Raw genomic sequence first — 23,241 nt, 5'->3', positions numbered from 1 at the left:
TGGGCGGGTGGCGCCGGTCCGCCACGGTGGATTTCGTTGAGGATCGCCAAAGGTTGCGGGGGAGATGTCCGAGACAAGCAGGAAGCGTCGCGGTCGCCGTGACCGCAATCGCCCACCCGCCGAGCCTCGAACCGAGATCGAGCGCCCGATTCCCGGGACGACGACGGACCGGAACCTCATCAACGGTGTGCCGCGGACGTTGATCGTCGCCGCCGGATGGTCCTGGCGCATGCTCGTCGTCGCGGCGGCCCTAGCCCTCGTGGTGTACCTGGTCATCACCTTCCAGACCATCGTCTCCGCGGTGCTCATCGCCCTGCTCGTCGCCGTGCTGCTCGAACCGGTCGCCGGATGGATGCGGCGCGTGCTGCGATTCCCCCGCGCGCTGGCGGCTGCGATCTCGATCGTCCTGCTCGCCGGACTGGTCTCGACGCTGCTGGTGCTCGCCGGACGCTCGATCATCGAAGGCTTCGGGGCCCTGGCCGATCGCGTGCGCGAAGCCGTCGACAGCGTGCTCGACTGGCTCGCCACCGGCCCGTACGGAGTCGACCAGCAACAGATCCAGGACTGGATCTCTCAGGCGAATCAGCAGATCAGCGCGAACTCGGACGCGCTCGTCAGTGGCGTCCTCGGGGCGACCAGCTCGGCGGCGTCCGTGGCCACCGGTGCCATCCTCATGGTCTTCTGCCTGTTCTTCTTCCTCAAGGACGGCCGGAAGATCTGGCACTGGTTCGTCCGCCTGGCGCCGGAACCCGCCCGGGACCGGATCAACGAGGCCGGCATCCGTGGCTGGACGACCCTGGGCGGCTACACGCGCACCCAGATCCTCGTCGCCTTCGTCGACGCCGTCGGCATCGGCGTGGGTGCGGCCATCCTGGGTGTGCCGTTGGTTCTGCCGATCGCGATCCTCGTCTTCCTGTTCTCGTTCATCCCCATCATCGGTGCGGTCGTCTCCGGCATCGTCGCCGTCGCGGTGGCGGTGGTGGACCAAGGCCTGGTCACCGGTCTGATCATGCTCGGCATCGTGATCCTCGTGCAGCAGCTCGAGGGCAACGTGCTCCAGCCCTGGCTGCAGGGCAACGCGCTGGCACTGCACCCGCTGGCGATCGTCCTCGCCGTGACGGCGGGAACGGGCATCGCCGGCCTGCTCGGCGCGCTGTTCGCGGTCCCCGTCGTCGCGACGGTCAACACCGTGATGCTCTACCTCTACGGACGGGACAAGTACCCGCACCTGGCCGACCGACCCGGGCGGTCCGGCGGGCCACCACAGGCCTACGCCCGCGAGGACGTCGTCGCGGTGGAGACCCAGGCCCCCGCCGTCGACGGCGCGGACACCTCGGAGCAGCCAGCGGACTCCGGTGGGAAGCGCCCCGGACGCGGCAAGGCATGACCGACACGTTCGACCACGGGACGTTCGCCGAGGCGGCGCAGACCCTCACCGGCGTCGCGGCCCGGACGCCGATGGTGCGCTCGGCCGCGCTCAGCGACCGGCTGCACACCTCGGTCCACCTCAAGGCCGAGAACCTCCAGGACACCGGATCGTTCAAGCTACGCGGCGCCTACCTGCGACTGAGTCGCCTGAGCGAGGAGGAGAAGGCCCGCGGCGTCGTCGCCGCCTCGGCCGGCAACCATGCCCAGGGCGTCGCCCTCGCGGCGCGGCGGCTCGGCATCTCCGCGCGGATCTTCATGCCGGCGGACGCGGCGCTGCCGAAGGTCGAGGCCACGCAGCGCTACGGCGCCGAGGTGGTTCTCACCGGCACCAGCGTCGACGAGGCGCTCGCGACGGCGACGGCGGACGCCACCTCGAGCGGCCGCGTGTTCATCCACCCCTTCGACCACCCCGACATCGTCGCCGGTCAGGGCACCATCGGCCTCGAGATCCTCGAGCAGGTACCCGACGTGCGCACCATCCTCGTGCCCACGGGCGGAGGCGGCCTGCTCGCCGGTGTCGCGGCCGCTGTGCACAGCCTCGCCCCGCACGTCGAGGTGGTCGGCGTCCAGGCGGCCGCTGCCGCGTCCTTCCCGGCGTCGCTGGCGCAGGGGCAGCCGGTGCCGCTCGACGACATGCGCACGATGGCGGACGGCATCGCCGTGGGGCGGCCCGGTGACGTGCCGTTCCGGCTCATCCAGGAGCATGTCACCGAGGTCCGGACCGTGACGGAGAACCTCATCTCGCGGGCGGTGCTGCATCTGGCGGAGCGTTCGAAGCTGGTCGTCGAGCCGTCCGGCGCCGCCGGCGTCGCCGCGGTGCTGGCCGATCCGGGGGCGTTCAGCGGGCCCATCGTGGTGCTGCTGACCGGCGGGAACGTCGATCCGCTCGTGCTGCTGCAGATCATCCGGCACGGCATGACCGCCGTCGGGCGCTATCTGCAGGCACGGGTAATGATCAAGGACACTCCGGGCAGCCTCGTCGGTCTGCTGGCCGAACTCGCCGACGCCGGTGCGAACGTCGTCGACATCACCCACCAGCGCATCTCGAGCGGTCTTGCCGTCGACGAGGTCGACGTCACCGTCGCACTCGAGACCCGCGGACCAGAGCACTGTGAGGCCGTGATGACCCGTCTGCGGGACAACGGCTACCGGATTCTCGCGTACTGACGCCTCCCGTGACGGTGCCCGAGTGCGCGCGTGCCCCGGATACACGAAGGCCGCCGCGACATCGCGCGGCGGCCTTCGTGCGTGGGGGAGAAGACCGGGAGTCAGCCCTGATAGGGCTTGACGTCCTTGATCTTCACCTTGATCTCCTGGCCGTTCGGCGTCTCGTAGCTGGCCGTCTCACCGGCCTTCTTGCCCACCAGGGCCGAGCCCAGCGGCGACGACTCCGAATAGACATCGAGGTCGACGTCGGCAGCGGCCTCGCGCGAACCCAGCAGGAAGGTGCGCTCCTTGCCGGCGATCTCGGCGGTCACGACCATGCCGGACTCGACAACCCCGTCGTCCGGCGGTGCCTCGCCGACGTGCGCGTTACGCAGCAGCTCGGTGAGCTGAAGGATGCGAGCCTCCTGCTTGGCCTGCTCCTCGCGGGCCGCGTGGTAACCGCCGTTCTCCTTCAGATCGCCCTCCTGGCGGGCGGCGTCGATCCGCGCGGCGATCTCCTGACGGCCCTCGGTCGTCAAATGGTCGAGTTCGCCCTTGAGTCGGTCGTAAGACTCCTGCGTCAGCCAGGTGGTGCTGGTCTGGGTCACGGCTTCCCTCCACATACGTTCGATGCCCCGGCCCACAGGTGTGCGACCGAGGCATGAGACCTGCTGGAACCCCGCCATTCTGCGGCTCGTGCGCCGCCCGGGGTGTCCTGCGAAGCATCCAGTGTATCAGCGGGGCCGTCAGCCTGCCCGCAGAATGCGGCACTCGTCGACCGAACCGCTCGTGGCGAGCTCGGTGGTCGTCACGTCCATCTCGTAGGCGGTGGTCTGCTTCGGAACCGGGCCGAGCTCGACCTCCCGGTAACCCACCTGGGCGTAGGTGGTGTTGACCGCCACCAGAGAGCAACTGACGGTGCTCCCGGGCTCGGTGCGCACCGAGAACCGCACGGTGGTGGTCGTCTCGTCCTGCACGGTGAAGCCCAGGTCGTCCCACATCACCGCCGGTCGCCACAGGTTCGCGGCCTGGACGGCGATGCCGGCCGCCAGCAGCACGCCGGCCGCGAGCGCGGCGAGCACGATCGTGCGGCGGCTCGTGGCCGTGCCCGCGTAGCGCGCGGCCATGATCGCGGGATCGACGGTGGACCTCACCCGGTCGCGGGGCTGCTGCTCGCCGGCCGGCACGGTCACGGTAGGGCTCCTGGTCGTGGTTCCGATGTGGTGTGTCGGGCCGTGGGCGGACGTGGCAGCCCGTGGCCCGGATGCGAGATCATTGTCCCTGAGGACGAACGGTGGCGCTGGCGCGAGCGCCGATCTGGAGGACAAACGTGACCGACGAGACGCCCAGGCTCATGGCCGTCCACGCACACCCCGACGACGAGTCGAGCAAGGGCGCCGCCACCATGGCGCGCTACGCCGCCGAGGGACACCGCGTCCAGGTGGTCACCTGTACCGGTGGCGAACGGGGTGACATCCTCAACCCCAAGCTCGCCGACGACCCGGAGATCCTGCGCGACATGCCGGGCTACCGCCGTCGGGAGATGGCGGCCGCCGCGTCGGCGCTCGGCATCGAGCAGGTCTGGCTCGGGTTCGTCGACTCCGGGCTGCCTGAGGGCGATCCCCTGCCGCCGCTGCCGGAGGGGTGCTTCGCGCTGCAGCCCGAGGAGGTCACGGTCGGTGCGTTGGTACGCCAGATCCGTGACTTCCGTCCGCACGTGATGACCTGCTACGACGAGACCGGCGGCTACCCCCACCCGGACCACATCATGTCCCACAAGATCGCCGTCGCGGCGTACGAGGCGGCTGCGGATCCGGAGGCGGGGGAGCCCTGGACGGTGCAGAAGCTCTACTACGACGTCTCGTTCTCGGTGGAGCGCATCACCACCATTCACGAGGCGATGACCGACCGCGGACTGGTCTCGCCGTTCGCCGAGTGGCTGGAGCGGCGCGGTGACCGTCCGCCCCGGCGCCCCACCGCGCGGGTCACCGTCTCCGACTACTTCCCGCAGCGGGACGACGCACTGCGCGCCCACGCCACCCAGATCGATCCCGACGGATTCTTCTTCATGGTGCCGCGGGACATCGAGGCCGAGGTCTGGCCGTGGGAGGAATTCGAGCTGGCACGGTCGCGGGTGCCTGTCTCGGACGAGATCGAGGACGATCTCTTCGCCGGCGTCGTGCCGGCCGGCCTGGACGGTGCCCACCGATGAGGGCCGCCGTCCTCCTGGCCGAGAGTCCCTCACCGGGCTCGGAGGTCGGTGACATCCAGCCGTGGGAGGTCACCCCGGGGATCATGGGGTTCATCTTCGGCTTCTTCCTGCTCGCCGTCGCCCTGATCCCGTTGTTCCGCTCGCTGGTCAAGCACATGCGGCGGGTCGAGCACAATGCCGAGCTGCGCCGGCGCGAGGACGAGGCGCGTGCCGGGCAGGCCGGCTCGGGTGGGCCGGTGCGGTCCGGCGAGGCTGCTCCGGCCGAGGACCTGATGGAAGGCGACGGCGGCACGGGCCGCGGGTCGGCGGTGGACCAGGCCGACGACGGCGCGCGCGAGGGCTCCGGCCCGCGGTCGGGCAGTGCCGCCACGCCCTGACGGCGCGCGCGTGAGGTGACCCCGAGGAGAGGGCGTCGTCGACCTACTTCTTGGCAGCCTTCTTCTTGCCCACGTTCTTCTTCTTGGCGACGTTGTTCTTGCCGGCGTTCTTCTTGCCGGCCTTCTTGGTGCTGTCCCTCGTGGTCCGGGCACCCTTCTTGTCGGACTTGCGGCTCTGGCCGTTCGTGGGCTCGGCCGGACGTGCGGCCATGCCTTTGCCGCTGGCCCCCTCCGCACGTGCGGTCAGGGACGGGCTCGGGACGCCGTCGTCGATGCGGGTGACCGCGGCCTCGTAGGCCTGCTCGTTCGCCCGGTGCCGGTCCGCCTTCTCCCGTGCCACCTGCTCGGCTTCAGCCAATGAGGCTTCGCTCATCGTGGCCGCCAGTCGCCGCTTCTGGGTCTCCACCCGCCAGCGCGGCCGTGGCCAGGACAGGTCGAGGTCGACCAACGCCTGGGTGAGGAGTTCAGTCACGGCCAGTCGTGCGTACCACTTGCGGTCCGCCGGCACCACGTGCCACGGAGCGGCGTCGGTGTGCGTGTGCGTGAGCAGGTCGGCGTACGCCTCCTGGTAGGCGTCCCACTTGCGGCGCGTGTCGACGTCGCCCGGATTCCACTTCCACCACTTGTCCGGCCGGTCGAGTCGCTCCATGAGCCGCAGGCCCTGCTCCTCGTAGGACGGCATGAGCGCCACCTTGACGATGGTGGTCCCGCCGAGGGCCACCTGCCGCTCGAAGCGGTTGATCTCGTCGTACCGCCGCTGCACGTCGATGTCCTCGCCGGTCTCGACGCGTGGCACGAGCACGTCCTCGTAGTGCGAGCGGTCGAAGACGCCGATCATTCCCGCCGTGGGCAACGAGCGGCGCACCCGCCATAGATAGTGATGACGGCGTTCCTCCTCCGTGGGCACCCCGAACGCCCGCAGCGCGACGCCCTGCGGGTCGACCATGCCGATGACGTGCCGGACGATGCCGCCCTTGCCGGCGGTGTCGAGCCCCTGGACCACGAGCAGCACCGCCCGGCTGCCACCGGTGCGGCCGTGGGCGAAGAGGCGCTCCTGCAGCTCCGAGAGGAGCTCGCCGCGCTCCTCGAGGAACGCCTTGGCCGCCTTCTTACCGCCGTCCCACCCCGGGGTGGCCGCCCGGTCCATCGTCGCGAGGTCGAAGTCGTCCCCGGGTCGGAGGAGCTCCGCCGGAGGCGCGGTCCACCGCTTGGCCTGCTTCTTCGCCATCGTCACCCTTCCGTCTCGTTCGTCCGGCGAGCCTAGCGGGCCGTCAGCGGCTAGCTGGCCGGACCGCGCGGCACCATGGCGCGCGCCAGCATCGGATGCGGCAGCAGCGGGTGCGATCGGCGTTCTGCTTGCCGTGGCCGCCCGGGTGACGGCGCCAGCTGCCCGGCAGGAAGGGGCCGGCAGCTCCCCGTCAGGCGGTAGCGCCGTCAGGCGGTATAAGCGGCGACGGACACCGCGGCGTAGTGGCAACTCCAGCCGACGACGGTTCCGACGTGGAAGATCTCGTGGAAACCGAACCACCGGGGGCTGGGGTTGGGCCACTTGGTGCCGTAGGCGATCGCTCCCAGCGTGTAGGCGAGGCCGCCGAGCATCACGAGTGCCACGATCAGCCCGCCGCCGGACCGGCCGAACGCGGGAAGGAACCACACCGCCACCCAGCCGAGCGCCACGTAGATCGGGACGTAGACCCACCGTGGGGCGCTGAGCCAGACGAGGCGGCTGACGATGCCGAGCGCCGCCCCGGACCACACGATGACCAGCAACCAGGTGGCCGTCGAGCGGTCCAGCAGCAGCACGGACAGCGGTGTGTAGGTTCCGGCGATGAGCAGGAAGATGTTGGAGTGGTCCGCCCGGCGCAGGACGCCCGCCCAGCGCGGCGACCAGCTCCCGCGGTGGTAGACGGCCGAGGTGCCGAAGAGCACGACGGCAGCCAGGGCGAACACGGCCGCGGACAGCCGGCCGGCCAGCGTGGGCGAGGCTGCGACGAGGACGAGCCCGGCGACGAGGGCGAGCGGCGTGGTCGCCAGGTGGATCCAGCCGCGCATGAGCGGCTTGACGAGTGCGGCCGTCAGGCCGGTCGCTGCCGGCGGGGCCTCACGGTCCGGGTCGTTCGTGGTCATCGTGGCTCTCGGGGAGGAGTGCATGGTGCCTTCCGGGTCGTCGGACGCCGCTGCGGCTCTGCGGACAGGCACCGGTACGGGCAGACTACCTACGGTAGCGTAGGTAGTCGTTCGTCGCTGGGTTCACCCGCCGTGACGTCTGTCGCTGTAGCCTCGCGTCCATGCGCGAGCCGGACCTGCTGTATCAGCTCTACGAGCGGCGCCTGCTCGCCGGTCTCGACACCTCGCGCATGCCACGCCACGTGGGCGTCATCCTCGACGGGAACCGTCGCTGGGCCCGGGCCGTGGGGATGCCGCCGGCCCACGGGCACCGCCGTGGCGCCGACAAGATCACCGATCTGCTCGAGTGGTCCGAGGAGGTCGGCGTCGAGGTCGTCACCATGTGGATGCTGTCCACGGACAACCTCCACCGGGCCCCCGAGGAGGTCAACGATCTCCTCGACATCATCGCCGCGGCCGTCGAGACCCTCGCCGAGACGGGTCGCTGGCGCTTGACCTTCGTCGGATCATCGGATCTGTTGCCCCAGGCCGTGGCCGAGCGGCTGCGGACCGCCGTCGCTCGTACCGACGGTGTCCGCGGTATGCAGGTCAACGTGGCGATCGGCTACGGCGGACGGGACGAGATCGCCGATGCCGTGCGCTCGCTGCTGCGTGAGCGTGCCGCGGCCGGGGAGTCCCTGGAGTCGGTCGCCGAGACCCTCAGTGTTGGTGACATCGCCGATCACCTCTACACCAAGGGCCAGCCGGACCCAGATCTCGTCATCCGTGCCTCCGGGGAGCAGCGGATCGGCGGGTTCCTGCTCTGGCAGTCCGTGCACTCGGAGTACTACTTCTGCGAGGCGTTCTGGCCGGACTTCCGCAAGGTCGACTTCCTTCGCGCGCTGCGCAGCTACGCGCAGCGCGAGCGCCGCCTAGGCCGGTAGTGCTGCGCGGCTCGTGGGCGCTCGCGGGCGCCGCGGCCGGTGGCGCCGTCCGGCGGTCGTGGTGGCGGCCGGCCGTAGTGGTATTCGGGCGAGCGTTCGGGCGCACGGTTGGGCGCCACATGCTCGTTCGGGCACCACCCGGGCGTCCACCGCGGAGCCCTGCGTGGCACGCACGCTGCTGGTGTTCCACGCGTGATCCGCGGGGCCGATGTGAACAGCGTGTTGCGGTGACTTGAGCGGTCGGTGTCATTCCACCCGGCGTCGGGCGTGTCGTACTCGGACGGTGCCTCCACAGTCGTAGCGTCAGCTGTGACGGGCGGCACACCCGCCGCCCTCCGGGAGGTTCAGCCCATGCAGCAGTTCGCTGCCCACGGGAGGGGCCGCCGGTCTCTCCAGGGCCGGCCGACCGCCCCCACCACCCCGCCCGGGCAGTCGCGCGCTTGGCGCGTGGCCAGCAGGCCGAGCTGAGACGGCGCCCCGTGCGCCGGAGGGAGCCCTCGTGAGCACCGAACCCACCATCAGCGCCCCGCAGACCGCCACCGTTGCGGCCGCCGCCGGCACCGGCGACGTCGACTTCGCCGCCCAGTTCGGCGTCGCGGAACCGACGGGGACCGCGCTGCGGACCTACGTCCTGGACACCTCCGTGCTCCTCTCGGATCCGAAAGCGATGCTCCGGTTCGCCGAGCACGACGTGGTCATCCCGGTCGTCGTCATCACCGAGCTCGAGGCCAAGCGCCACCACAGCGAGCTCGGGTACTTCGCCCGCAGCGCACTACGGCTCCTCGACGACCTGCGCGTGAAGAACGGCAAGCTCGACGAACCCGTCGCGGTCGGCGACGACGGCGGCACCGTCCGTGTCGAGCTCAACCACTCCAACGACCAGGTGCTGCCCTCCGGACTGCGCCTCGGCGACAACGACACGCGCATCCTCGCCGTGGCCGCGAACCTCGCCGCCGAAGGCAACGACGTCACCGTCGTCTCCAAGGACCTGCCGATGCGGGTCAAGGCCTCGGCAGTCGGCCTGCACGCCGAGGAGTACCGGGCCCAGCAGATCGTCGACTCCGGCTACACCGGCATGACGACGGCGGAGGTCACCGACTCGGAGATGAGCGCGCTGTGGGACGCCGGCTCGCTGACCGTCGCAGACATGACCACCCCAGGCGAACTCGCGACGACGGCGGTCAACACCGGCGTCGTCATCCACTCACCCGGCGGCTCGGCACTCGGCCGCGTCGCCGCGGACGGCACTGTCCGTCTCATCCGCGGGGACCGCGAGGTCTTCGGTGTGCGCGGCCGCAGCGCCGAGCAGCGCATCGCCATCGACCACCTGATGAACCCCGACATCGGCATCGTCTCCCTCGGCGGGCGCGCAGGCACCGGAAAGTCGGCACTGGCGCTGTGCGCCGGCCTCGAGGCGGTCCTGGAACGGCGAGAGCACCGGAAGGTCATCGTCTTCCGGCCGCTGTACGCCGTCGGCGGCCAGGAGCTCGGCTACCTGCCCGGCGACCAGAACGAGAAGATGAACCCCTGGTCCGAGGCCGTCTACGACACGCTCGGCGCCCTGGTCGCCCCCGAGGTGCTGGACGAGGTCCTCGGCCGCGGCATGCTCGAGGTGCTCCCGCTGACCCACATCCGCGGCCGTTCGCTGCACGACGCGTGGGTGATCGTCGACGAGGGGCAGTCGCTCGAGCGGAACGTCCTGCTGACGGTGCTGTCCCGGATCGGGCAGAACTCCAAGGTCGTGCTCACCCACGACATCGCCCAGCGGGACAACCTCCGCGTCGGCCGGCACGACGGCGTCGCGGCCGTGGTCGAGGCGCTGAAGGGCAAGGACCTGTTCGCACACGTCACCCTCACCAGGTCCGAGCGGTCCGCCGTCGCCGCCCTCGTCACCGACATGCTCGAAGGCGGCACCCCCTGACGGGCGTGGTGTCGCACGCTGCCCGACGTGGTGTCGCACGCCGTCTGATGCTGTATCGAACGACACCCTCGGCCGCCACCATCTGACGCAGTCGCCGCACCCGGCGGCGGGGATGCCATGCTCGGTCCGTGCCCGAGCTCGCCGGATCAGCCTGGATTCTCCTCGCCGTCGGGGCGGTACTCGTCGGGATCTCGAAGACGGCGCTACCCGGCGCCGGTACCTTGGCCGTGGCACTGTTCGCGACCGCCTTGCCCGCCCGGACCTCGGTCGGCGCCCTTCTGGTGCTGCTCATCGTCGGGGACCTCTTTGCGCTGCGCATCTACCGCACGCACGCCGACCTGAGCACCCTCAAACGCCTGGTCCCTCCGGTGTTGGCCGGCGTGGTCATCGGCACGGTCTTCCTCGCCCTCGCCGACGACTCCGGCGTCCGGCGGACCATCGGCGTGCTGCTGCTGGCGCTCCTCGCCGTGACACTCCTCCAGCGGCGGCGCCAGGCACGGCGCGAGTCGCCGGCGCACGAAGCCCGCAGCCGACCGCCGCAGCGCGATACGCCGACCCACGGCGACTCGACACACGGCGACTCGACGGAGCCGCAGGCACGCGGCCCCCGGCGGGCCGCCACCGTGACCTACGGCACGCTCGGCGGCTTCACCACCATGGTGGCCAATGCCGCCGGGCCCGTGATGTCGCTCTACTTCCTCGCCGCCAGCACCTCGGTGAACCGCTTCCTCGGCACGGCTGCGTGGTTCTTCTTCACGGTCAACCTCGCCAAGACCCCCTTTGCCGCCGGACTCGGTCTCATCGACCCCAGCACCCTGATGTTGGACCTCGTCCTGATCCCCGGGGTGGTCGTCGGTGCGGGGGTCGGCCGTGGGATCGCCCGGCGGCTGAGGTTCAGCGTCTTCGACCGGATCGTTCTCGTGCTCACCGCCGTCTCGGCGGTCTACCTCGTGCTCGGCTGACCGACGCGCCTCACGCCTCGTCCGTCACCGGCCCGAGGCTGTCCACCAGGTGCGCGGTACCGTCGGCGAGGTCGTACTCCACCCCGACGATGCCGAGCCGGCCCGCGTCGACGGCCTCGCCGATCACGCCGGAGTAGTCGCGCAGCATCTGCACGGTGGAGCGGACGTGGTTGCGCCGCAGCGTGTCCTCGTCCGGCAGCGTCAGCTTGCGGTCGGACCGTCCCGCGCCGACCTGTTCGTCCGGCGCACCACCGAGCTCCGCGCGGGTCAGCAGCGAGGGGATGACGCGGTCCACCACGGACCGCACGAATCCGGTCGGCATGGTCCCGGTGAGCAGCGCCTGCGCGGCCGCACCCACGGCACCGCAGCGGTCGTGGCCCAGCACCACCACCAGCGGAGCCCCGAGCACTCCCACACCGAACTCGACGGAGCCGAGCACGGAGGCATCGAGCACGTGCCCGGCGGTGCGCACCACGAACAGGTCACCCAGGCCCTGGTCGAAGATGATCTCCGCGGCCACCCGGGAGTCCGAGCAACCCAGCAGCACCGCCCACGGAGCCTGCTGCTCGGCGACGGCGGCTCGGCGATCCGCCCCCTGGGACGGATGCTCCATCGCGTCGGCGACGAACCGCGCGTTGCCCTCGCGCAGCCGCTGCCACGCCTCGGCCGGAGTGGGGGTGGTTTCGGGAACGGGAACTGTGGAACTCACGGCCCCATCTTGCCCCAGAGCCGCGGGCTGCCCGAGACGTCTCGTGGCCTTCGCCCGCGTGGCGAGGATGCGGATACCGCCGATCGGGTGTTTTCTGGCCCCAACCGCAACGGCTGCGGGCAGAGCCGTCCGACTGGGGGGAGGTTCACGTGCGACGACGGATCGCCGCCACGGGACTTGCGCTCGCGATGGGAGCGACGCTGGCAGCGTGTGCCGGGGAGTCCGGGCCGCCGGTGCTCACCTGGTACATCAACCCCGACGACGGCGGGCAGGCCGAGCTCGCCCGGCGATGCACCGAGGAGGCCGACGGCGCCTACCGGATCGAGACCTCGCTCCTCCCGCGTGATGCGGACTCCCAGCGCGAGCAGCTCGCCCGCCGGCTCGCCGCGCAGGACTCCTCGATCGACATCATGAGCCTCGACCCGCCCTACATCCCCGAGCTCGCCGAGCCCGGATTCCTCGCCCCGGTCCCCGAGGACCTGCAGCGCACCGACGGCGTGGTCCAGGGGGCCGTGGACAGCGCCACCTGGGACGGCGAGCTGGTGGCCGTCCCGTTCTGGGCGAACACCCAGCTGCTGTGGTACCGCGAGTCCGTGGTCGAGGAGGCCGGGCTCGACATGAGCGAGCCGGTCACCTGGGACCAGCTGATGGAGGTCGCGTCCGAGCAGGACAAGCTGCTCGGGGTGCAGGGCACCAACGCCGAGTCCCTGACGGTCTGGATCAACGCGCTCGTGGCCTCCTCCGGCGGGGAGATCATCCCGGACCCGGAGGCGCCGGCCGACGAGATCGAGCTCGGGCTCGACTCCGACGCGGGCCGGGCGGCGGCCGACGTCATCGGTCGCATCGGGCGCGAGGGCCTGGGCGGCCCGGGCCTGCCGACGGCCGACGAGAACGCTTCGATGAATCTGTTCCAGGGCGAGCGCGGCTCGTTCATGGTCAACTGGCCCTTCATCTGGGCCGCGATCGGCGACGCCAACCCGGATCTGCTCGAGGACGTCGGCTGGGCGATGTACCCGCGGGTGGACGCCTCCACCGAGGCCGCGCCACCGGTGGGGGGCATCAACCTCGGCGTCGGCGCGTTCAGCGAGCACCAGGACCTCGCGTACCAGGCCGTCGAGTGCATCGTGCAGCCACAGAACCAGGCTTGGTACTTCACCACCAACGGCAACCCACCCTCGGCCGAGCAGGCCTACGAGGACCCGGAGGTTCAGGAGCTCTACCCGATGGCAGACACGATCCGCGAGTCGCTGGAGCAGGCCGTACCACGACCCCAGACGCCGCGCTACAACGAGGTCTCCCTCGGACTGCAGGAGACCTGGCACCCGCCGGCCGCCGTCGACGAGAACAGCCCGGCCCGGGCGACCGACCTCATCACCGCCGTGCTCCGGGGGGAGAGGCTGCTATGAGCGCGACCGCCACGACCAAGCGCCGCGGTTCCGCCCGCACCCGTTCCGAGCAGCGACTCGGTTGGATGCTGGCCGGGCCGGCATTCGTCGTCATGCTCGCCGTCACGCTGTACCCGATCCTGCAGGCCACCTACGACTCGCTGTTCAACTACCGGCTCACCGCGCCCGACGATCGGGAACTGGTCGGCCTCGGGAACTACGCCGTGGTCCTCACCGACCCGGTGTTCCTGCAGTCGCTCGGCGTGACGCTGTTCATCACGGTGGTCACGGTGGCGATCGAGCTGGTCCTCGGGTTCGCCCTCGCCATGGTGATGCACCGCGCCGTGCGGGCGCTGCGCGGCTGGCTGCGCACGGCGATCCTCGTGCCCTACGGCATCATCACCGTCGTCTCCGCCTTCGCCTGGTTCTACGCCTTCGACATCAACTCCGGCGGATTCATCAACAACTGGTTCTCGTGGCTGCCGGGGATCACCGAGGACCTGAACTGGTTCGCGTCCCAGGGCACCTCGTTGTTCGTCATCATCGCCTCGGAGGTGTGGAAGACGACGCCGTTCATCTCCCTGCTGCTCCTCTCCGGACTGGCTCAGGTCCCCGGTGATCTGGAGGAGGCGGCCCGGGTGGACGGGGCCACCGGCTGGCAGGTGCTGCGCAAGGTGATCCTGCCGAACATGAAGGCGGCGATCATGGTCGCCGTGCTCTTCCGGGCCCTGGAGGCGTTCCGCATCTTCGACAACGTGTTCATCATGACCGGCGGCGCCAACGACACCCAGGTCCTCTCCCTACTGGCGTACGACACCTCGATCAGCCGGCTCGAGCTGGGGCTCGGCTCGACCATCTCCGTGCTGCTGTTCATCTGCGTCCTGCTGATCAGCTTCATCGCCATCAAGGGCTTCAAGGTCGATCTCGCCGGCGCGAGGGGGGAGTGAGCCATGGGTGGACTGACCGCCAAGCAGAAGCTGGCCTGGGTCCTCATCGCCGCGGCCGTGCTGCTGTGGTCGCTGGCGCCGGTCGCCTCGATCCTCATGACGTCGCTGAAGACGCAGGCGGGGCTGTTCGAGGGCACCTTCCTGCCGCCGGAGTGGACGCTGGAGAACTACACGGCGATCCTCGCGCCGGGCGGCAGCGCCCAGGACCTGTTCCTGCCCGCGCTGCGCAACTCGATCGGCATCACCGTCATCGCCACGGTCGTCGCCGTCGTGCTGTCCACCTTCGCGGCCTACGCGATCGCCCGCCTGGACTTCACCGGCAAACGGCTCATCCTGACGACGGCGCTGGCCGTGTCGGTCTTCCCCGTCATCTCGATCGTCACGCCGCTGTTCAACCTGTGGCGGTCCATCGGTCTGTACGACACCTGGCTCGGCCTGATCATCCCCTACCTCTCGCTGACCCTGCCGATCTCGATCTGGACGCTGGCGGCGTTCTTCCGCCAGATCCCGTGGGAACTCGAGCAGGCGGCGCAGGTCGACGGCGCCACCACCTGGCAGGCGTTCCGCAAGGCGGTCGTGCCGCTCGCCGCGCCCGGCGTGTTCACGACGGCGATCATCGCCTTCTTCATCGCCTGGAACGACTTCGTCTACGGCATCTCGCTGACCTCCACCTCGGCGGCCCGACCCGTCCCGGCCGCGCTGGCGTTCTTCACCGGGGCCTCGCAGTTCGAGGAACCGACCGGGGCCATCTCCGCGGCCGCCGTCGTCGTCACCGTGCCGGTGGTGGTCATCGTGCTGCTCTTCCAACGCCGGATCGTCTCCGGCCTGACCCAGGGCGCGGTCAAGGGATGACCCGCGGCCGCCGAGACCACCGGTAAAGGAGGCTCCATGGCATCGATCACGCTGGAGAACATCGTCAAGACGTACCCGGACGGGTTCACCGCCGTGAAGGGGGTGGACCTGGACATCGCCGACGGCGAGTTCGTCATCCTGGTCGGCCCGTCCGGGTGCGGGAAGTCGACGATCCTGCGGATGATCGTCGGCCTGGAGGACATCACCGACGGCGAGCTGCGCATCGGCGACGCCGTGGTCAACGACAAGGCTCCGCGGGACCGCGACCTGGCGATGGTGTTCCAGAACTACGCCCTCTACCCGCACCTGAGCGTCTACGAGAACATCGCCTTCCCGTTGCGGCTGCAGCGCGGGCAGTTCTCCGAGGACGAGATCGACCGCAAGGTGCGTCGGGCCGCGGGGCTGCTCGAACTGAACGAACACCTGGACCGCAAGCCCGCCAACCTCTCCGGGGGCCAACGCCAGCGCGTTGCGATGGGCCGAGCGATCGTGCGGGAGGCCCAGGCGTTCCTCTTCGACGAGCCGCTGTCCAACCTCGACGCCAAGCTGCGCGGTCAGATGCGCACGGAGATCGCGCGGTTGCAGCGTTCGCTCGGCACGACGACGGTCTACGTCACGCACGACCAGACCGAGGCGATGACGCTCGGTGACCGTGTGGCGGTGCTGCGGCGGGGCGAGCTGCAGCAGGTCGCCAGCCCTCGCGGGCTCTACGACCAGCCGGTCAACCTCTTCGTCGCCGGGTTCATCGGCTCCCCGCCGATGAACTTCGTGCCCGGTGAGGTCTCCGGCGACACGCTCTCGCTGCCGATGGTGGACGTACCGATCGACGAGCACCTGCGCCGGGCGATCGGGGACCGGGATCTGGTCATCGTCGGGATCCGGCCGGACGCGTTCGCCGAGAGCGACACCGGCGGTCAGCGCGAGGTGCGTTTCGATGCCGACGTCGACGTCACCGAGTGGATGGGCGAGGTGCTCTACGCCTACGTGCCGTTCCAGACCCACGAGGCCGTGAAGGACCAGCTCGACGAGCTGGACCGGGAGCTCGACGGGGAGGGGATGCGCACCCAGATGGTCATCGCCCTGGATGCCCTCTCGTCCGTGCGCGAGGGGGATGTGGCCGAGCTGTCGTTCGACCGGTCCTCGCTGTACATCTTCGATCCGAGTTCGGGGGAGAACCTCACTCGTGACCCGGCGCGGGCGGATGAGCTCGAGGAGCAGGCGCGCGAGCAGCGCCGACGCGCGATGGAGCGGGCCCGGCAGCGGGCCGAACGTGAGGAGCAGGCAGCGGCCGGTTGAGAGGCACCACACCGGTGACGGAACGGTCCGCGGTTCGGCGAGACGTGGGTGGTCCGCCGGCCCGTCCACCTCAACACCCCGTCCACCTCAACCGCACCCGGCTCGAGGAACCGGCCGAGGTCAGCCGAGGGTCAGTTCCGAGCGGGTGGGCGGGTTCGCACCCGGCCGGGAGACCGTGACGGCGGCCACGTGTGCGGCGTGCTCGAGCACCCGGGTCAGCACCGGCTCGGTCACCGAGCGCAGGTCTGCTCGGCGCACTGCGCCGAGCAGCCCCGCGGCCCAGAGCCCATCGACCAGCGCCGCCATGAACGAGTCGCCCGCACCCACGGTGTCCACGACCTCGACCGGGTGCGCGCGAACCGTGAGCTCGAGGCCTCCCGCCGTCGCGGCCCACGTCCCCTTCTCGCCGCGCGTCACGCACACCGCCGCCGGACCGGTGCCGAGCCACCGGCGCGCCGCCGTGAGCGCGTCCTCGTCCGGATAGAGCCACCTCAGGTCCTCGTCGGAGACCTTGACGAGATCGGCCCGTGCCACGAGCTTCTCGACGGCGGACCGGGTGGCCGCGCGATCGGTCATGACGTGCGGCCGGATGTTGGGGTCGTAGGTGACGGTCGCGTCCTCGCGATACCGGTCCACCATCTCGGTGACGGTGGCCGCGCCCGGCCGCAGGACGGCCGCGATCGACCCGGTGTGGACCACGAGCGGCGTGCGCTCGCTCTGCTGGACGGGCGGTGACCAATCGAGGTCGAAGACGTAGGTCGCCGCCCCCGAGGCGTCCAGCGTCGCGTGCGCCGTCGAGGTGCGCGGCGCACGTGCGCTCGCGCCGGAGAGGCGGACGTTCTCCCGTTCGAGATGGCTGCGGAGTGTGGCCCCGCGCGCGTCGGGGGCGAACCAGGTGACCAGCTCGACGTCACGGCCGAGCCGGGCCAGCCCGACCGCGACATTGGCGGGGGAGCCACCTGGGTGTTCGACAGGATCCTCGCCGGCGCGCTCGACGACGTCGATGAGTGCCTCGCCGATGACGAGCGCCGAGTCCGGTGCGCCGCCGTCGGGTTCGTAGGCCGCCGTCGTCGGTGCCTTCGCCCCCTGGTCGAGCTCCGGGTCCTGTTCGGCGCGGAACGGGTCGCGGTCCGCAGGCGCCTTGTCCGAGCGGCGGGTGACCTCGCCGCCGTCCCCGGCCGGCGGCCTGCCGGGACGTTGCGGCGGCGTCGCGCCCTCCGGTTCGGCGGGTCCTTCGGGCGTGATGTTGCTCATCGGGCGTCGTCCTCCTGGCTGTCCTCGGCGGCGGTGCCGGTCCCCCGGGCGGCGTCGAGACGGGCGCGGGCGCCGTCCAACCACTGCTGGCAGCGTGCCGCGAGCGCTTCTCCGCGCTCCCACAGCGCCAGCGCGTCCTCCAACGACGTCGTGCCGGCCTCCAGCCGGCGCACGATGTCGATCAGCTCGTCGCGCGCCTGCTCGTAACTCAGCTCGGCGACGTCGTCGGCGGAGGTGTTCACGCTCGTCTCGCTGCTCACCTGTCTCAGTCTTCCATCGTCCTGGCGTCCGGGTCGCCCTGGACCTCGAGCACGAGGCGTCCGCCGGCCAGCAGCGCCTCGAGCTGCTCGCCCGGCTCGGCATCCGCCGGTGCGCGGACGACGTCGCCGTCGTGCGTGCGCAGCACCGCGTAGCCACGCGCGAGAGTGGCGGCGGGGGAGAGGGCGCGCAGGCGACCGCGGTGACCCTCGAGATCGGCGCCGACCCGTTCCAGCCGCCACGTCAGCGCCCGGCCCGCCGAAACCCGCGCGGCGGTGATCTCCTCGGCACGTCGCTCGACGAGCGCGTGCGGGTCGGCCAGGACCGGCCGGTCGCGCAGCGCCCGGAGGGTCTCCTGCTCAGCACGTAGCCGGGCGGTGATCGCTTGACGGATACGGTCACGGCACTGGGCCAGCCCGCGTCGCTGCTCGGCCACGTCGGGGACCACCCGGCGGGCGGCGTCGGTCGGGGTGGACGCGCGGTGGTCGGCGACCAGGTCGAACAGCGGAGTGTCGGTCTCGTGCCCGATGGCGGAGACGATCGGGGTGCGACAGGCCGCGGCCGCCCGCACCATCGTCTCGTTCGAGAACGGCAGGAGGTCCTCCACGCCGCCGCCACCACGCGCCACGACGATCACGTCGACACCCGGGTCGGCGTCCAGCTCGGCGAGCGCGGCGCTGACCTCCTCGACGGCACGCCCGCCCTGGACCGCCACCTCCCGGATCTCGAACGTCAGCCCGGGCCAGCGGGACCGAGCGTTCACGACGACGTCGTGTTCGGCCTTCGACTCGCGCCCGCAGATCAGGCCGACGGCCGCGGGCAGGAACGGCAACGGGCGTTTACGTTCGGCGTCGAAGAGACCTTCCGCGGCGAGCACCCGTTTGAGCTGCTCGATGCGCGCGAGCAGTTCACCGACACCGACGGCGCGGAGCTGATCCGCCTCGAGCTGCAGCGTGCCGCGTTTGGGCCAGAACGTCGGCTTGGCATGGACGACGATGTGCGCGCCCTCACCCAGCGGGGTGGCCGCCGCCTCGAGGATGCGGGGGTGCACCGTGACCGGCAGCGACATGTCGGCGGCCGTGTCGCGCAACGTGAGGAATGCCAGTCCCGCGCCGGGACGGCGGTTGAGCTGGACCACCTGGCCCTCGACCCATACCGGAGGCATCCGGTCGATGTACTGGGCCATCTTGGACGACAGCAGCCGCAGCGGCCACGGATTCTCCGCCGTCGTGTCCAGGGCGCGCTCGGCCAGCCGGCGGGGCGGCGACGCCTCCTGGCCGGTCACGCCAGGTCGAGCCTCTCGCGGGCGGCCGGGTCGCAGTCGTCGAGGAGTGTGAGGCACCGCTCGTACTCCGCGGTCTCGCCGATGGCCGCTGCGGCCTGGGCGAGAGCATGCACGGCGAGGAGGAACCCCTGGTTCGGCACGTGCGAGGCCGGCACCGGGCCCGTCCCGCGCCAGCCGGCCTTGCGCAGGGCGTCCAGCCCGCGGTGGTAGCCGGTGCGGGCGAACGCGTAGGCGGCCACCGGGTCACCGCCGTCGAGCGCGTGGCGGGCGAGGCGAGCCCACGGCAACGAGGCCGCCGGATTCGCCGCGGCGACCTCGCGCGGGTCCGCCCCGGCCTCGAGGCCGGACCGTGCCGGATCGTCCAGGTCGGCGGGCAGCAGGATCGGGTCGGGCTCGAGCAGGTTCTGCGTCATGACGGCATGGTCCCACGCGGGTTGTGCGCCGCGACACGTCTCCTCGCACGTCCCGGCGCCCCGCACGTACCCTGGCACGGTGACCTCGACGACCGGAACCGATGCGCCCTCCGCCGAGACGGGCGGCCCCGTCTCTCTCGCCGGCGCCTCCGCCTTCCCCGACTCGATCGCCGTCAGGCCCGGTGCTGACGGGAAGAAGGTCCTGCTCGCGGCCCCCCGGGGGTACTGCGCCGGCGTGGACCGGGCCGTCGACGCCGTCGAGAAGGCACTGGAGCTGTACGGTGCGCCGGTCTACGTACGCAAAGAGATCGTGCACAACAAGTTCGTCGTCGAGACGCTGACCAAGCGTGGCGCGGTCTTCGTCTCCGAGGCCGACGAGGTGCCCGAAGGTGCGCGCGTGGTCTTCTCCGCGCACGGCGTCTCGCCGGCGGTGCACGCTCAGGCGGCCGCGCGCAACCTCGCCACGATCGACGCCACCTGCCCGCTGGTGACGAAGGTCCACAAGGAAGCCGTCCGGTTCGCGAGCGGCGACTACGACATCCTGCTCATCGGCCACGACGGCCACGAGGAGGTCGAGGGCACGCACGGCGAGGCGCCGGAGCACATCCAGGTGGTGGGTGGCCCGGACGAGGTGGACAAGGTGGAGGTCCGGGACCCGGACAAGGTGATCTGGCTCTCCCAGACCACGCTCTCGGTGGACGAGACGATGCAGACGGTCGAGCTGCTACGGCAGCGGTTCCCGAACCTGCAGGACCCGCCGAGCGACGACATCTGCTACGCCACCCAGAACCGCCAGGTGGCCGTCAAGAAGCTGGCTCCTGACGCCGACGTGATGATCGTCGTCGGGTCGGCAAACTCCTCGAACTCCGTGCGACTCGTCGAGGTCGCGCTGGACGCCGGTGCGGGCACCGCCTACCGGGTCGACAAGGCCGAGGAACTCGACCCCGCCTGGCTGGAGGGCGCCACCACCGTGGGCCTGAGCTCGGGGGCGTCTGTCCCGGAGATCCTGGTGCGCGAGGTGCTCGAGCGGCTGAACGCCCTCGGCTTCACCGGCGTGGAGGAGGTCCGCACCACGACCGAGGACATCATGTTCACCCTGCCGAAGAACCTGCGTGCCGACCTCAAGGCGGCCGGCCACGAGGTGGACCACCCGAAGCGTTCGCGGGCTCGTCAGGCCTGACGCTCGAGAGGGAACGACACCGGCCCCTGGCCGTTCAGGTCGTGGACCGCGACGGACGCCATCGCTCCGATCCTGCCGATCACCAAGGCGCGACCCCGATCGGCGAGATGGCCGTCGTGGATGGCGAACGCGTGTGACGGATCGACGGCGCGGACGAAGTCCACGGTCTCGCCGACCTTGGCCCATGGCCCCCACAGCGGCACGGCCAGCACGTCGACGCCATCCGGTGTGGCCGCGTAGGAGTCGCCCGGGTGGAAGAGCGTCGGCTCGCCGGGCGCGGAAATCACGAACCCGACGTTCCCGATCTGCGGCAGGTCGGGGTGGACGACGGCGTGCCGTCCCCCGACAGCGGTTACCTGCACCTCGCCCAAAGCGGTCGTCTCGCCGGGCGCGGACGCGACAGCGCCCGGAAGCTCCGGCACGGTGGCGCCCCCGCCCGTGGCCGTGCCGGCGGCGGCCTCGACGATCGACGGCTCGCCGACGATCTGGGCGCCGGGATTCGCGGCGAGCAATGCCGGCAGGTGTTCCGGGTCGAGGTGGTCGGGGTGGAGGTGGGTGAGCAGGACGGCGTTCAGGCCGGTCAGCTCGTGCCAGGCAGGGTCGATGTTGCCCGGGTCGATCAACAGGCTGTATCCGCCGGTCTCGACGAGCACGGCTGCGTGCCCCAGATGAGTGATCCGCACACGTCCAACCTAACGCTCACGCCTGCCCGAGCCGACGCGGCGCCCACAGGAACGTCGAAGCCGCCGGACCGGACCGTCCACAGATCGCCGGAATCGCCGGACCGTCCACACGTCGGCACGTCTCGCGGCGCCGCTGTGGATTCTCGCCGCGGCGAGGCTGCCGGATCCCTAATGTCCCGGCCATGCCGACGACAGCAGACCCCTCTGGTTTCGACGAGCCGACGCCGATCCGTACCCCGCAGGATGTGTTCCGCCGTTGGCGGGACCTCATGGGACCGCTGGGATTCACCCGGCGGCACCTGTGGTTCCAGTTCGTGACCCCCGACGGTCTGCTGGCTCCACCCCTGTCCCGGGTCGAGGACATTCCCGAGGACCTCGATCCCGAGGCTGCGGACGGCCTGATGCAGATCCTCGAGCTCACCCTCCCGACCGTCGGCGCGGACAGCACAGTCGCCCTCCTGCTCTCCCGTCCAGGGCCGGCGCGCATGACCAGGTCAGACCTCGGGTGGGCCCGCGGTCTCATCGACGCGGCGGCCCGCACCGGCGTGGCACTGCAGCCGATCCATCTCGCCACCGACGAGGCGATCCGGGTCTTCGCCGCCGACGATCTGCTGCCTGCGTGAGGGAGCGCGGGCTGGAGTACGTGGTCTCTCACCCCGCGCGTTCGTGGAGAACGTCCGGCGCCGTGCCGGACGTCCTGCCCGGGTTCGTGAGCTCTGGCGAGGTGAATGTGCGCACCTGCGCGTCGTCGGAGCTCACCGGCTCCAGACCGATCTCCGTATTGCCGAGCGACTCCAGATCCCGTGCCGTGACGAGGAGACGTTGCTCCATGGATGCCACCGCGCGGTTGTAGTGCTGGACGGATGAACGCAGCGAGCGACCGAGCGAGCCCAGATGGCCGGCCACGACACCGAGACGCTCGTGGAGCGTGCGCCCGAGCGCGAGCAGCTCGTCCGCCTCGGCGCTGATCCGCTCCGCCGACCAGATCGACGCGACCGTGCGCAGCAGCGCCAGCAGGGAGGCCGGCGCCGTCGGCGCCACACCCTGCCGCAGCGCGTGCTCCAGGAGGGTCGGGTCGGCCTCCAGCGCGCCGGCGAGCAGCCCTTCCGCCGGGACGAACAGCACCACAAGCTCCGGCGAGCCGGGTAGGTGCTCGTGATAGGCACGACGCGCCAGCGCGTCGACGTGTCCGCGCAGCGCCTTGGCGTGCGCCGCGAGGAGCTGCTCGCGCCGTTCGACGTCCTCCCCGGTGCTGCGTTCACCCAGTGCCGCTGCCTCCAGATAGGCATCCATCGGCACCTTCGCGTCGACGGCCAGATATCGCTCGCCCGGCAGGTGGACCACGACGTCCGGCCGGCCGCCGGCTGCGCCGCGCCCGGTGAGCGTGTGCTGCTCGGTGAAGTCGACGTGACGCATCATCCCCGAGGCCTCGAGGATCCGCCGCAACTCCACCTCGCCCCAGTGCCCTCGTGCCGAGGTGGACCGAAGAGCCGACTCGAGCTGCGTCGTCGCCCGCTGGAGCTCGGCATCGGTGCGCCGCGCGTGGTGCAACTGCTCGGTCAACACCGCGAACTGTTGTGAACGCTCCTTCTCCAGCTCGGCGACGTGGTCGCCGACCTGGCTCAGGGCTCGTTCGACGGGAGCCAGCGCCCGCAGGACGTCCTGATCCCGGCGAGAACGTTCGTGGAGCTGTTCGACCTCCTCCGCGAGCCGCTCGGCCCGCGCCTCGGCGGAGGCCGCGCGGTGACCGAGCGAGCTGTCATCGGATCGCCGCGCGAGGGCGACGGCGTAGCCGAGCGCGGCTCCGGTGACGAGCGCGACGAGCGCCATGAGCGCGGTCGTGATCTCCATGGGCCGCACCATGCCAGCGGCCACTGACATCA

Annotated in this window: 23 protein-coding genes and 1 pseudogene; 13 read left to right on the top strand and 11 right to left on the bottom strand. The window is 71.0% G+C overall.

The window, feature by feature from the left end:
* Positions 1 to 64: 64 nt before the first annotated feature.
* Positions 65 to 1,387, top strand: coding sequence for an AI-2E family transporter (locus tag ACFSE6_RS04775; RefSeq protein ID WP_388002779.1), 1,323 nt, complete (start codon positions 65 to 67; stop codon positions 1,385 to 1,387).
* Positions 1,384 to 2,595 (top strand): threonine ammonia-lyase, encoded by a 1,212-nt coding sequence (gene ilvA / locus ACFSE6_RS04770; RefSeq protein WP_388002776.1) that lies wholly within the window; start codon positions 1,384 to 1,386, stop codon positions 2,593 to 2,595. The genes ACFSE6_RS04775 and ilvA overlap by 4 nt, the downstream gene beginning before the upstream one ends.
* A 101-nt stretch (positions 2,596 to 2,696) precedes the next feature.
* Here ilvA and greA read toward each other — a convergent pair whose 3' ends face one another.
* Both greA and ACFSE6_RS04760 read right to left on the bottom strand, forming a co-directional pair.
* Positions 2,697 to 3,182, bottom strand: a complete 486-nt coding sequence (gene greA / locus ACFSE6_RS04765) for a transcription elongation factor GreA (RefSeq protein WP_388002773.1) — start codon at positions 3,180 to 3,182, stop codon at positions 2,697 to 2,699.
* A gap of 138 nt (positions 3,183 to 3,320) precedes the next feature.
* Complete coding sequence (locus ACFSE6_RS04760; protein ID WP_388002770.1) at positions 3,321 to 3,767, bottom strand: DUF4307 domain-containing protein; 447 nt, start codon at positions 3,765 to 3,767, stop codon at positions 3,321 to 3,323.
* A gap of 161 nt (positions 3,768 to 3,928) precedes the next feature.
* Between ACFSE6_RS04760 and mca the strand changes: the two genes are divergently transcribed.
* A complete protein-coding gene (gene mca, locus ACFSE6_RS04755) occupies positions 3,929 to 4,786 on the top strand; it encodes a mycothiol conjugate amidase Mca (protein ID WP_388004024.1) in 858 nt (285 codons plus the stop codon).
* Positions 4,783 to 5,163: a hypothetical protein gene (locus tag ACFSE6_RS04750; protein WP_388002767.1), complete on the top strand. Its 381-nt coding sequence runs from the start codon at positions 4,783 to 4,785 to the stop codon at positions 5,161 to 5,163. Before mca ends, ACFSE6_RS04750 begins: the two co-directional genes overlap by 4 nt.
* Positions 5,164 to 5,542: 379 nt before the next feature.
* Here the strand turns inward: ACFSE6_RS04750 and ACFSE6_RS04745 are convergent.
* Both ACFSE6_RS04745 and trhA read right to left on the bottom strand, forming a co-directional pair.
* Positions 5,543 to 6,391 (bottom strand): annotated as a pseudogene (locus ACFSE6_RS04745) (PPK2 family polyphosphate kinase); the annotation flags it as partial.
* Positions 6,392 to 6,597: 206 nt separating this feature from the next.
* Positions 6,598 to 7,290, bottom strand: coding sequence for a PAQR family membrane homeostasis protein TrhA (trhA, locus tag ACFSE6_RS04740; protein ID WP_388002761.1), 693 nt, complete (start codon positions 7,288 to 7,290; stop codon positions 6,598 to 6,600).
* 161 nt (positions 7,291 to 7,451) lie between these two features.
* Between trhA and ACFSE6_RS04735 the strand changes: the two genes are divergently transcribed.
* The 3 genes from ACFSE6_RS04735 to ACFSE6_RS04725 all read left to right on the top strand — a co-directional run bounded on the left by ACFSE6_RS04735 (position 7,452) and on the right by ACFSE6_RS04725 (position 11,096).
* Positions 7,452 to 8,213 (top strand): isoprenyl transferase, encoded by a 762-nt coding sequence (locus ACFSE6_RS04735; protein WP_388002758.1) that lies wholly within the window; start codon positions 7,452 to 7,454, stop codon positions 8,211 to 8,213.
* Positions 8,214 to 8,880: 667 nt separating this feature from the next.
* Positions 8,881 to 10,134 (top strand): PhoH family protein, encoded by a 1,254-nt coding sequence (locus ACFSE6_RS04730; RefSeq protein ID WP_388004021.1) that lies wholly within the window; start codon positions 8,881 to 8,883, stop codon positions 10,132 to 10,134.
* Positions 10,135 to 10,262: 128 nt separating this feature from the next.
* The gene (locus ACFSE6_RS04725; RefSeq protein WP_388002755.1) at positions 10,263 to 11,096 is read left to right on the top strand and encodes a TSUP family transporter; all 834 of its coding nucleotides are present in this window, start codon (positions 10,263 to 10,265) and stop codon (positions 11,094 to 11,096) included.
* A gap of 10 nt (positions 11,097 to 11,106) precedes the next feature.
* On the opposite strand, the gene ACFSE6_RS04720 is transcribed toward ACFSE6_RS04725, so the two are convergent.
* On the bottom strand, positions 11,107 to 11,805 hold the full coding sequence (locus tag ACFSE6_RS04720) for a carbonic anhydrase (protein WP_388002752.1): 699 nt from the start codon (positions 11,803 to 11,805) through the stop codon (positions 11,107 to 11,109).
* 188 nt (positions 11,806 to 11,993) lie between these two features.
* On the opposite strand from ACFSE6_RS04720, the gene ACFSE6_RS04715 reads away from it, so the two are divergent.
* From ACFSE6_RS04715 to ACFSE6_RS04700, 4 genes are read left to right on the top strand one after another with little or no spacing between them, the layout of a single operon-like run.
* Entirely contained in the window at positions 11,994 to 13,211 is a 1,218-nt protein-coding gene (locus ACFSE6_RS04715; protein ID WP_388004018.1) for an extracellular solute-binding protein, read from the top strand.
* Entirely contained in the window at positions 13,208 to 14,137 is a 930-nt protein-coding gene (locus tag ACFSE6_RS04710; protein WP_388002749.1) for a carbohydrate ABC transporter permease, read from the top strand. The genes ACFSE6_RS04715 and ACFSE6_RS04710 overlap by 4 nt, the downstream gene beginning before the upstream one ends.
* 3 nt (positions 14,138 to 14,140) lie before the next feature.
* Positions 14,141 to 14,989 (top strand): carbohydrate ABC transporter permease, encoded by an 849-nt coding sequence (locus ACFSE6_RS04705; protein WP_388002746.1) that lies wholly within the window; start codon positions 14,141 to 14,143, stop codon positions 14,987 to 14,989.
* Between the two features lie 36 nt (positions 14,990 to 15,025).
* Positions 15,026 to 16,285: an ABC transporter ATP-binding protein gene (locus tag ACFSE6_RS04700; protein ID WP_388002743.1), complete on the top strand. Its 1,260-nt coding sequence runs from the start codon at positions 15,026 to 15,028 to the stop codon at positions 16,283 to 16,285.
* Between the two features lie 120 nt (positions 16,286 to 16,405).
* Here the strand turns inward: ACFSE6_RS04700 and ACFSE6_RS04695 are convergent, their stop codons facing one another.
* From ACFSE6_RS04695 to ACFSE6_RS04680, 4 genes are read right to left on the bottom strand one after another with little or no spacing between them, the layout of a single operon-like run.
* Complete coding sequence (locus tag ACFSE6_RS04695; protein WP_388002740.1) at positions 16,406 to 17,539, bottom strand: carbohydrate kinase family protein; 1,134 nt, start codon at positions 17,537 to 17,539, stop codon at positions 16,406 to 16,408.
* Positions 17,536 to 17,799, bottom strand: coding sequence for an exodeoxyribonuclease VII small subunit (locus ACFSE6_RS04690; RefSeq protein ID WP_388002737.1), 264 nt, complete (start codon positions 17,797 to 17,799; stop codon positions 17,536 to 17,538). Before ACFSE6_RS04690 ends, ACFSE6_RS04695 begins: the two co-directional genes overlap by 4 nt.
* 5 nt (positions 17,800 to 17,804) lie before the next feature.
* Positions 17,805 to 19,082 carry an exodeoxyribonuclease VII large subunit gene (gene xseA, locus ACFSE6_RS04685; RefSeq protein ID WP_388002734.1) on the bottom strand — a complete coding sequence of 426 codons (1,278 nt, stop codon included), beginning with the start codon at positions 19,080 to 19,082 and terminating at the stop codon, positions 17,805 to 17,807.
* Positions 19,079 to 19,495, bottom strand: coding sequence for a DUF3151 domain-containing protein (locus ACFSE6_RS04680; protein WP_388002731.1), 417 nt, complete (start codon positions 19,493 to 19,495; stop codon positions 19,079 to 19,081). The genes xseA and ACFSE6_RS04680 overlap by 4 nt, the downstream gene beginning before the upstream one ends.
* A gap of 166 nt (positions 19,496 to 19,661) precedes the next feature.
* On the opposite strand from ACFSE6_RS04680, the gene ACFSE6_RS04675 reads away from it, so the two are divergent.
* Positions 19,662 to 20,675 (top strand): 4-hydroxy-3-methylbut-2-enyl diphosphate reductase, encoded by a 1,014-nt coding sequence (locus ACFSE6_RS04675; RefSeq protein WP_388004015.1) that lies wholly within the window; start codon positions 19,662 to 19,664, stop codon positions 20,673 to 20,675.
* Here ACFSE6_RS04675 and ACFSE6_RS04670 read toward each other — a convergent pair.
* Positions 20,666 to 21,358 (bottom strand): MBL fold metallo-hydrolase, encoded by a 693-nt coding sequence (locus tag ACFSE6_RS04670; RefSeq protein ID WP_388002728.1) that lies wholly within the window; start codon positions 21,356 to 21,358, stop codon positions 20,666 to 20,668. The genes ACFSE6_RS04675 and ACFSE6_RS04670 overlap by 10 nt on opposite strands.
* 182 nt (positions 21,359 to 21,540) lie before the next feature.
* Here ACFSE6_RS04670 and ACFSE6_RS04665 point away from each other — a divergent pair, with 182 nt between their 5' ends.
* The gene (locus ACFSE6_RS04665; protein WP_388002725.1) at positions 21,541 to 21,981 is read left to right on the top strand and encodes a hypothetical protein; all 441 of its coding nucleotides are present in this window, start codon (positions 21,541 to 21,543) and stop codon (positions 21,979 to 21,981) included.
* A 28-nt stretch (positions 21,982 to 22,009) separates the two neighbouring features.
* On the opposite strand, the gene ACFSE6_RS04660 is transcribed toward ACFSE6_RS04665, so the two are convergent.
* Complete coding sequence (locus ACFSE6_RS04660) at positions 22,010 to 23,209, bottom strand: DNA recombination protein RmuC (protein ID WP_388002722.1); 1,200 nt, start codon at positions 23,207 to 23,209, stop codon at positions 22,010 to 22,012.
* Positions 23,210 to 23,241 lie beyond the last annotated feature (32 nt).

The organism is Georgenia deserti (assembly GCF_042680605.1).
Classification (GTDB): Bacteria; Actinomycetota; Actinomycetes; order Actinomycetales; family Actinomycetaceae; genus Allobogoriella; species Allobogoriella deserti.
The sequence above is the reverse complement of the archived record's forward strand: the minus strand, read 5'-3'. Positions and strand labels throughout refer to the sequence as shown.

Bases quoted from the DNA above. Each gene is read 5' to 3' on its own strand.
- ACFSE6_RS04775 (WP_388002779.1), top strand. From the start codon at position 65: ATGTCCGAGACAAGCAGGAAGCGTCGCGGTCGCCGTGACCGCAATCGC.
- ilvA (WP_388002776.1), top strand. From the start codon at position 1,384: ATGACCGACACGTTCGACCACGGGACGTTCGCCGAGGCGGCGCAGACC.
- mca (WP_388004024.1), top strand. From the start codon at position 3,929: ATGGCCGTCCACGCACACCCCGACGACGAGTCGAGCAAGGGCGCCGCC.
- ACFSE6_RS04750 (WP_388002767.1), top strand. From the start codon at position 4,783: ATGAGGGCCGCCGTCCTCCTGGCCGAGAGTCCCTCACCGGGCTCGGAG.
- trhA (WP_388002761.1), bottom strand. From the start codon at position 7,290: ATGACCACGAACGACCCGGACCGTGAGGCCCCGCCGGCAGCGACCGGC.
- ACFSE6_RS04735 (WP_388002758.1), top strand. From the start codon at position 7,452: ATGCGCGAGCCGGACCTGCTGTATCAGCTCTACGAGCGGCGCCTGCTC.
- ACFSE6_RS04730 (WP_388004021.1), top strand. From the start codon at position 8,881: ATGCTCCGGTTCGCCGAGCACGACGTGGTCATCCCGGTCGTCGTCATC.
- ACFSE6_RS04715 (WP_388004018.1), top strand. From the start codon at position 11,994: ATGGGAGCGACGCTGGCAGCGTGTGCCGGGGAGTCCGGGCCGCCGGTG.
- ACFSE6_RS04710 (WP_388002749.1), top strand. From the start codon at position 13,208: ATGAGCGCGACCGCCACGACCAAGCGCCGCGGTTCCGCCCGCACCCGT.
- ACFSE6_RS04705 (WP_388002746.1), top strand. From the start codon at position 14,141: ATGGGTGGACTGACCGCCAAGCAGAAGCTGGCCTGGGTCCTCATCGCC.
- ACFSE6_RS04700 (WP_388002743.1), top strand. From the start codon at position 15,026: ATGGCATCGATCACGCTGGAGAACATCGTCAAGACGTACCCGGACGGG.
- ACFSE6_RS04695 (WP_388002740.1), bottom strand. From the start codon at position 17,539: ATGAGCAACATCACGCCCGAAGGACCCGCCGAACCGGAGGGCGCGACG.
- ACFSE6_RS04680 (WP_388002731.1), bottom strand. From the start codon at position 19,495: ATGACGCAGAACCTGCTCGAGCCCGACCCGATCCTGCTGCCCGCCGAC.
- ACFSE6_RS04665 (WP_388002725.1), top strand. From the start codon at position 21,541: ATGCCGACGACAGCAGACCCCTCTGGTTTCGACGAGCCGACGCCGATC.
- ACFSE6_RS04660 (WP_388002722.1), bottom strand. From the start codon at position 23,209: ATGGAGATCACGACCGCGCTCATGGCGCTCGTCGCGCTCGTCACCGGA.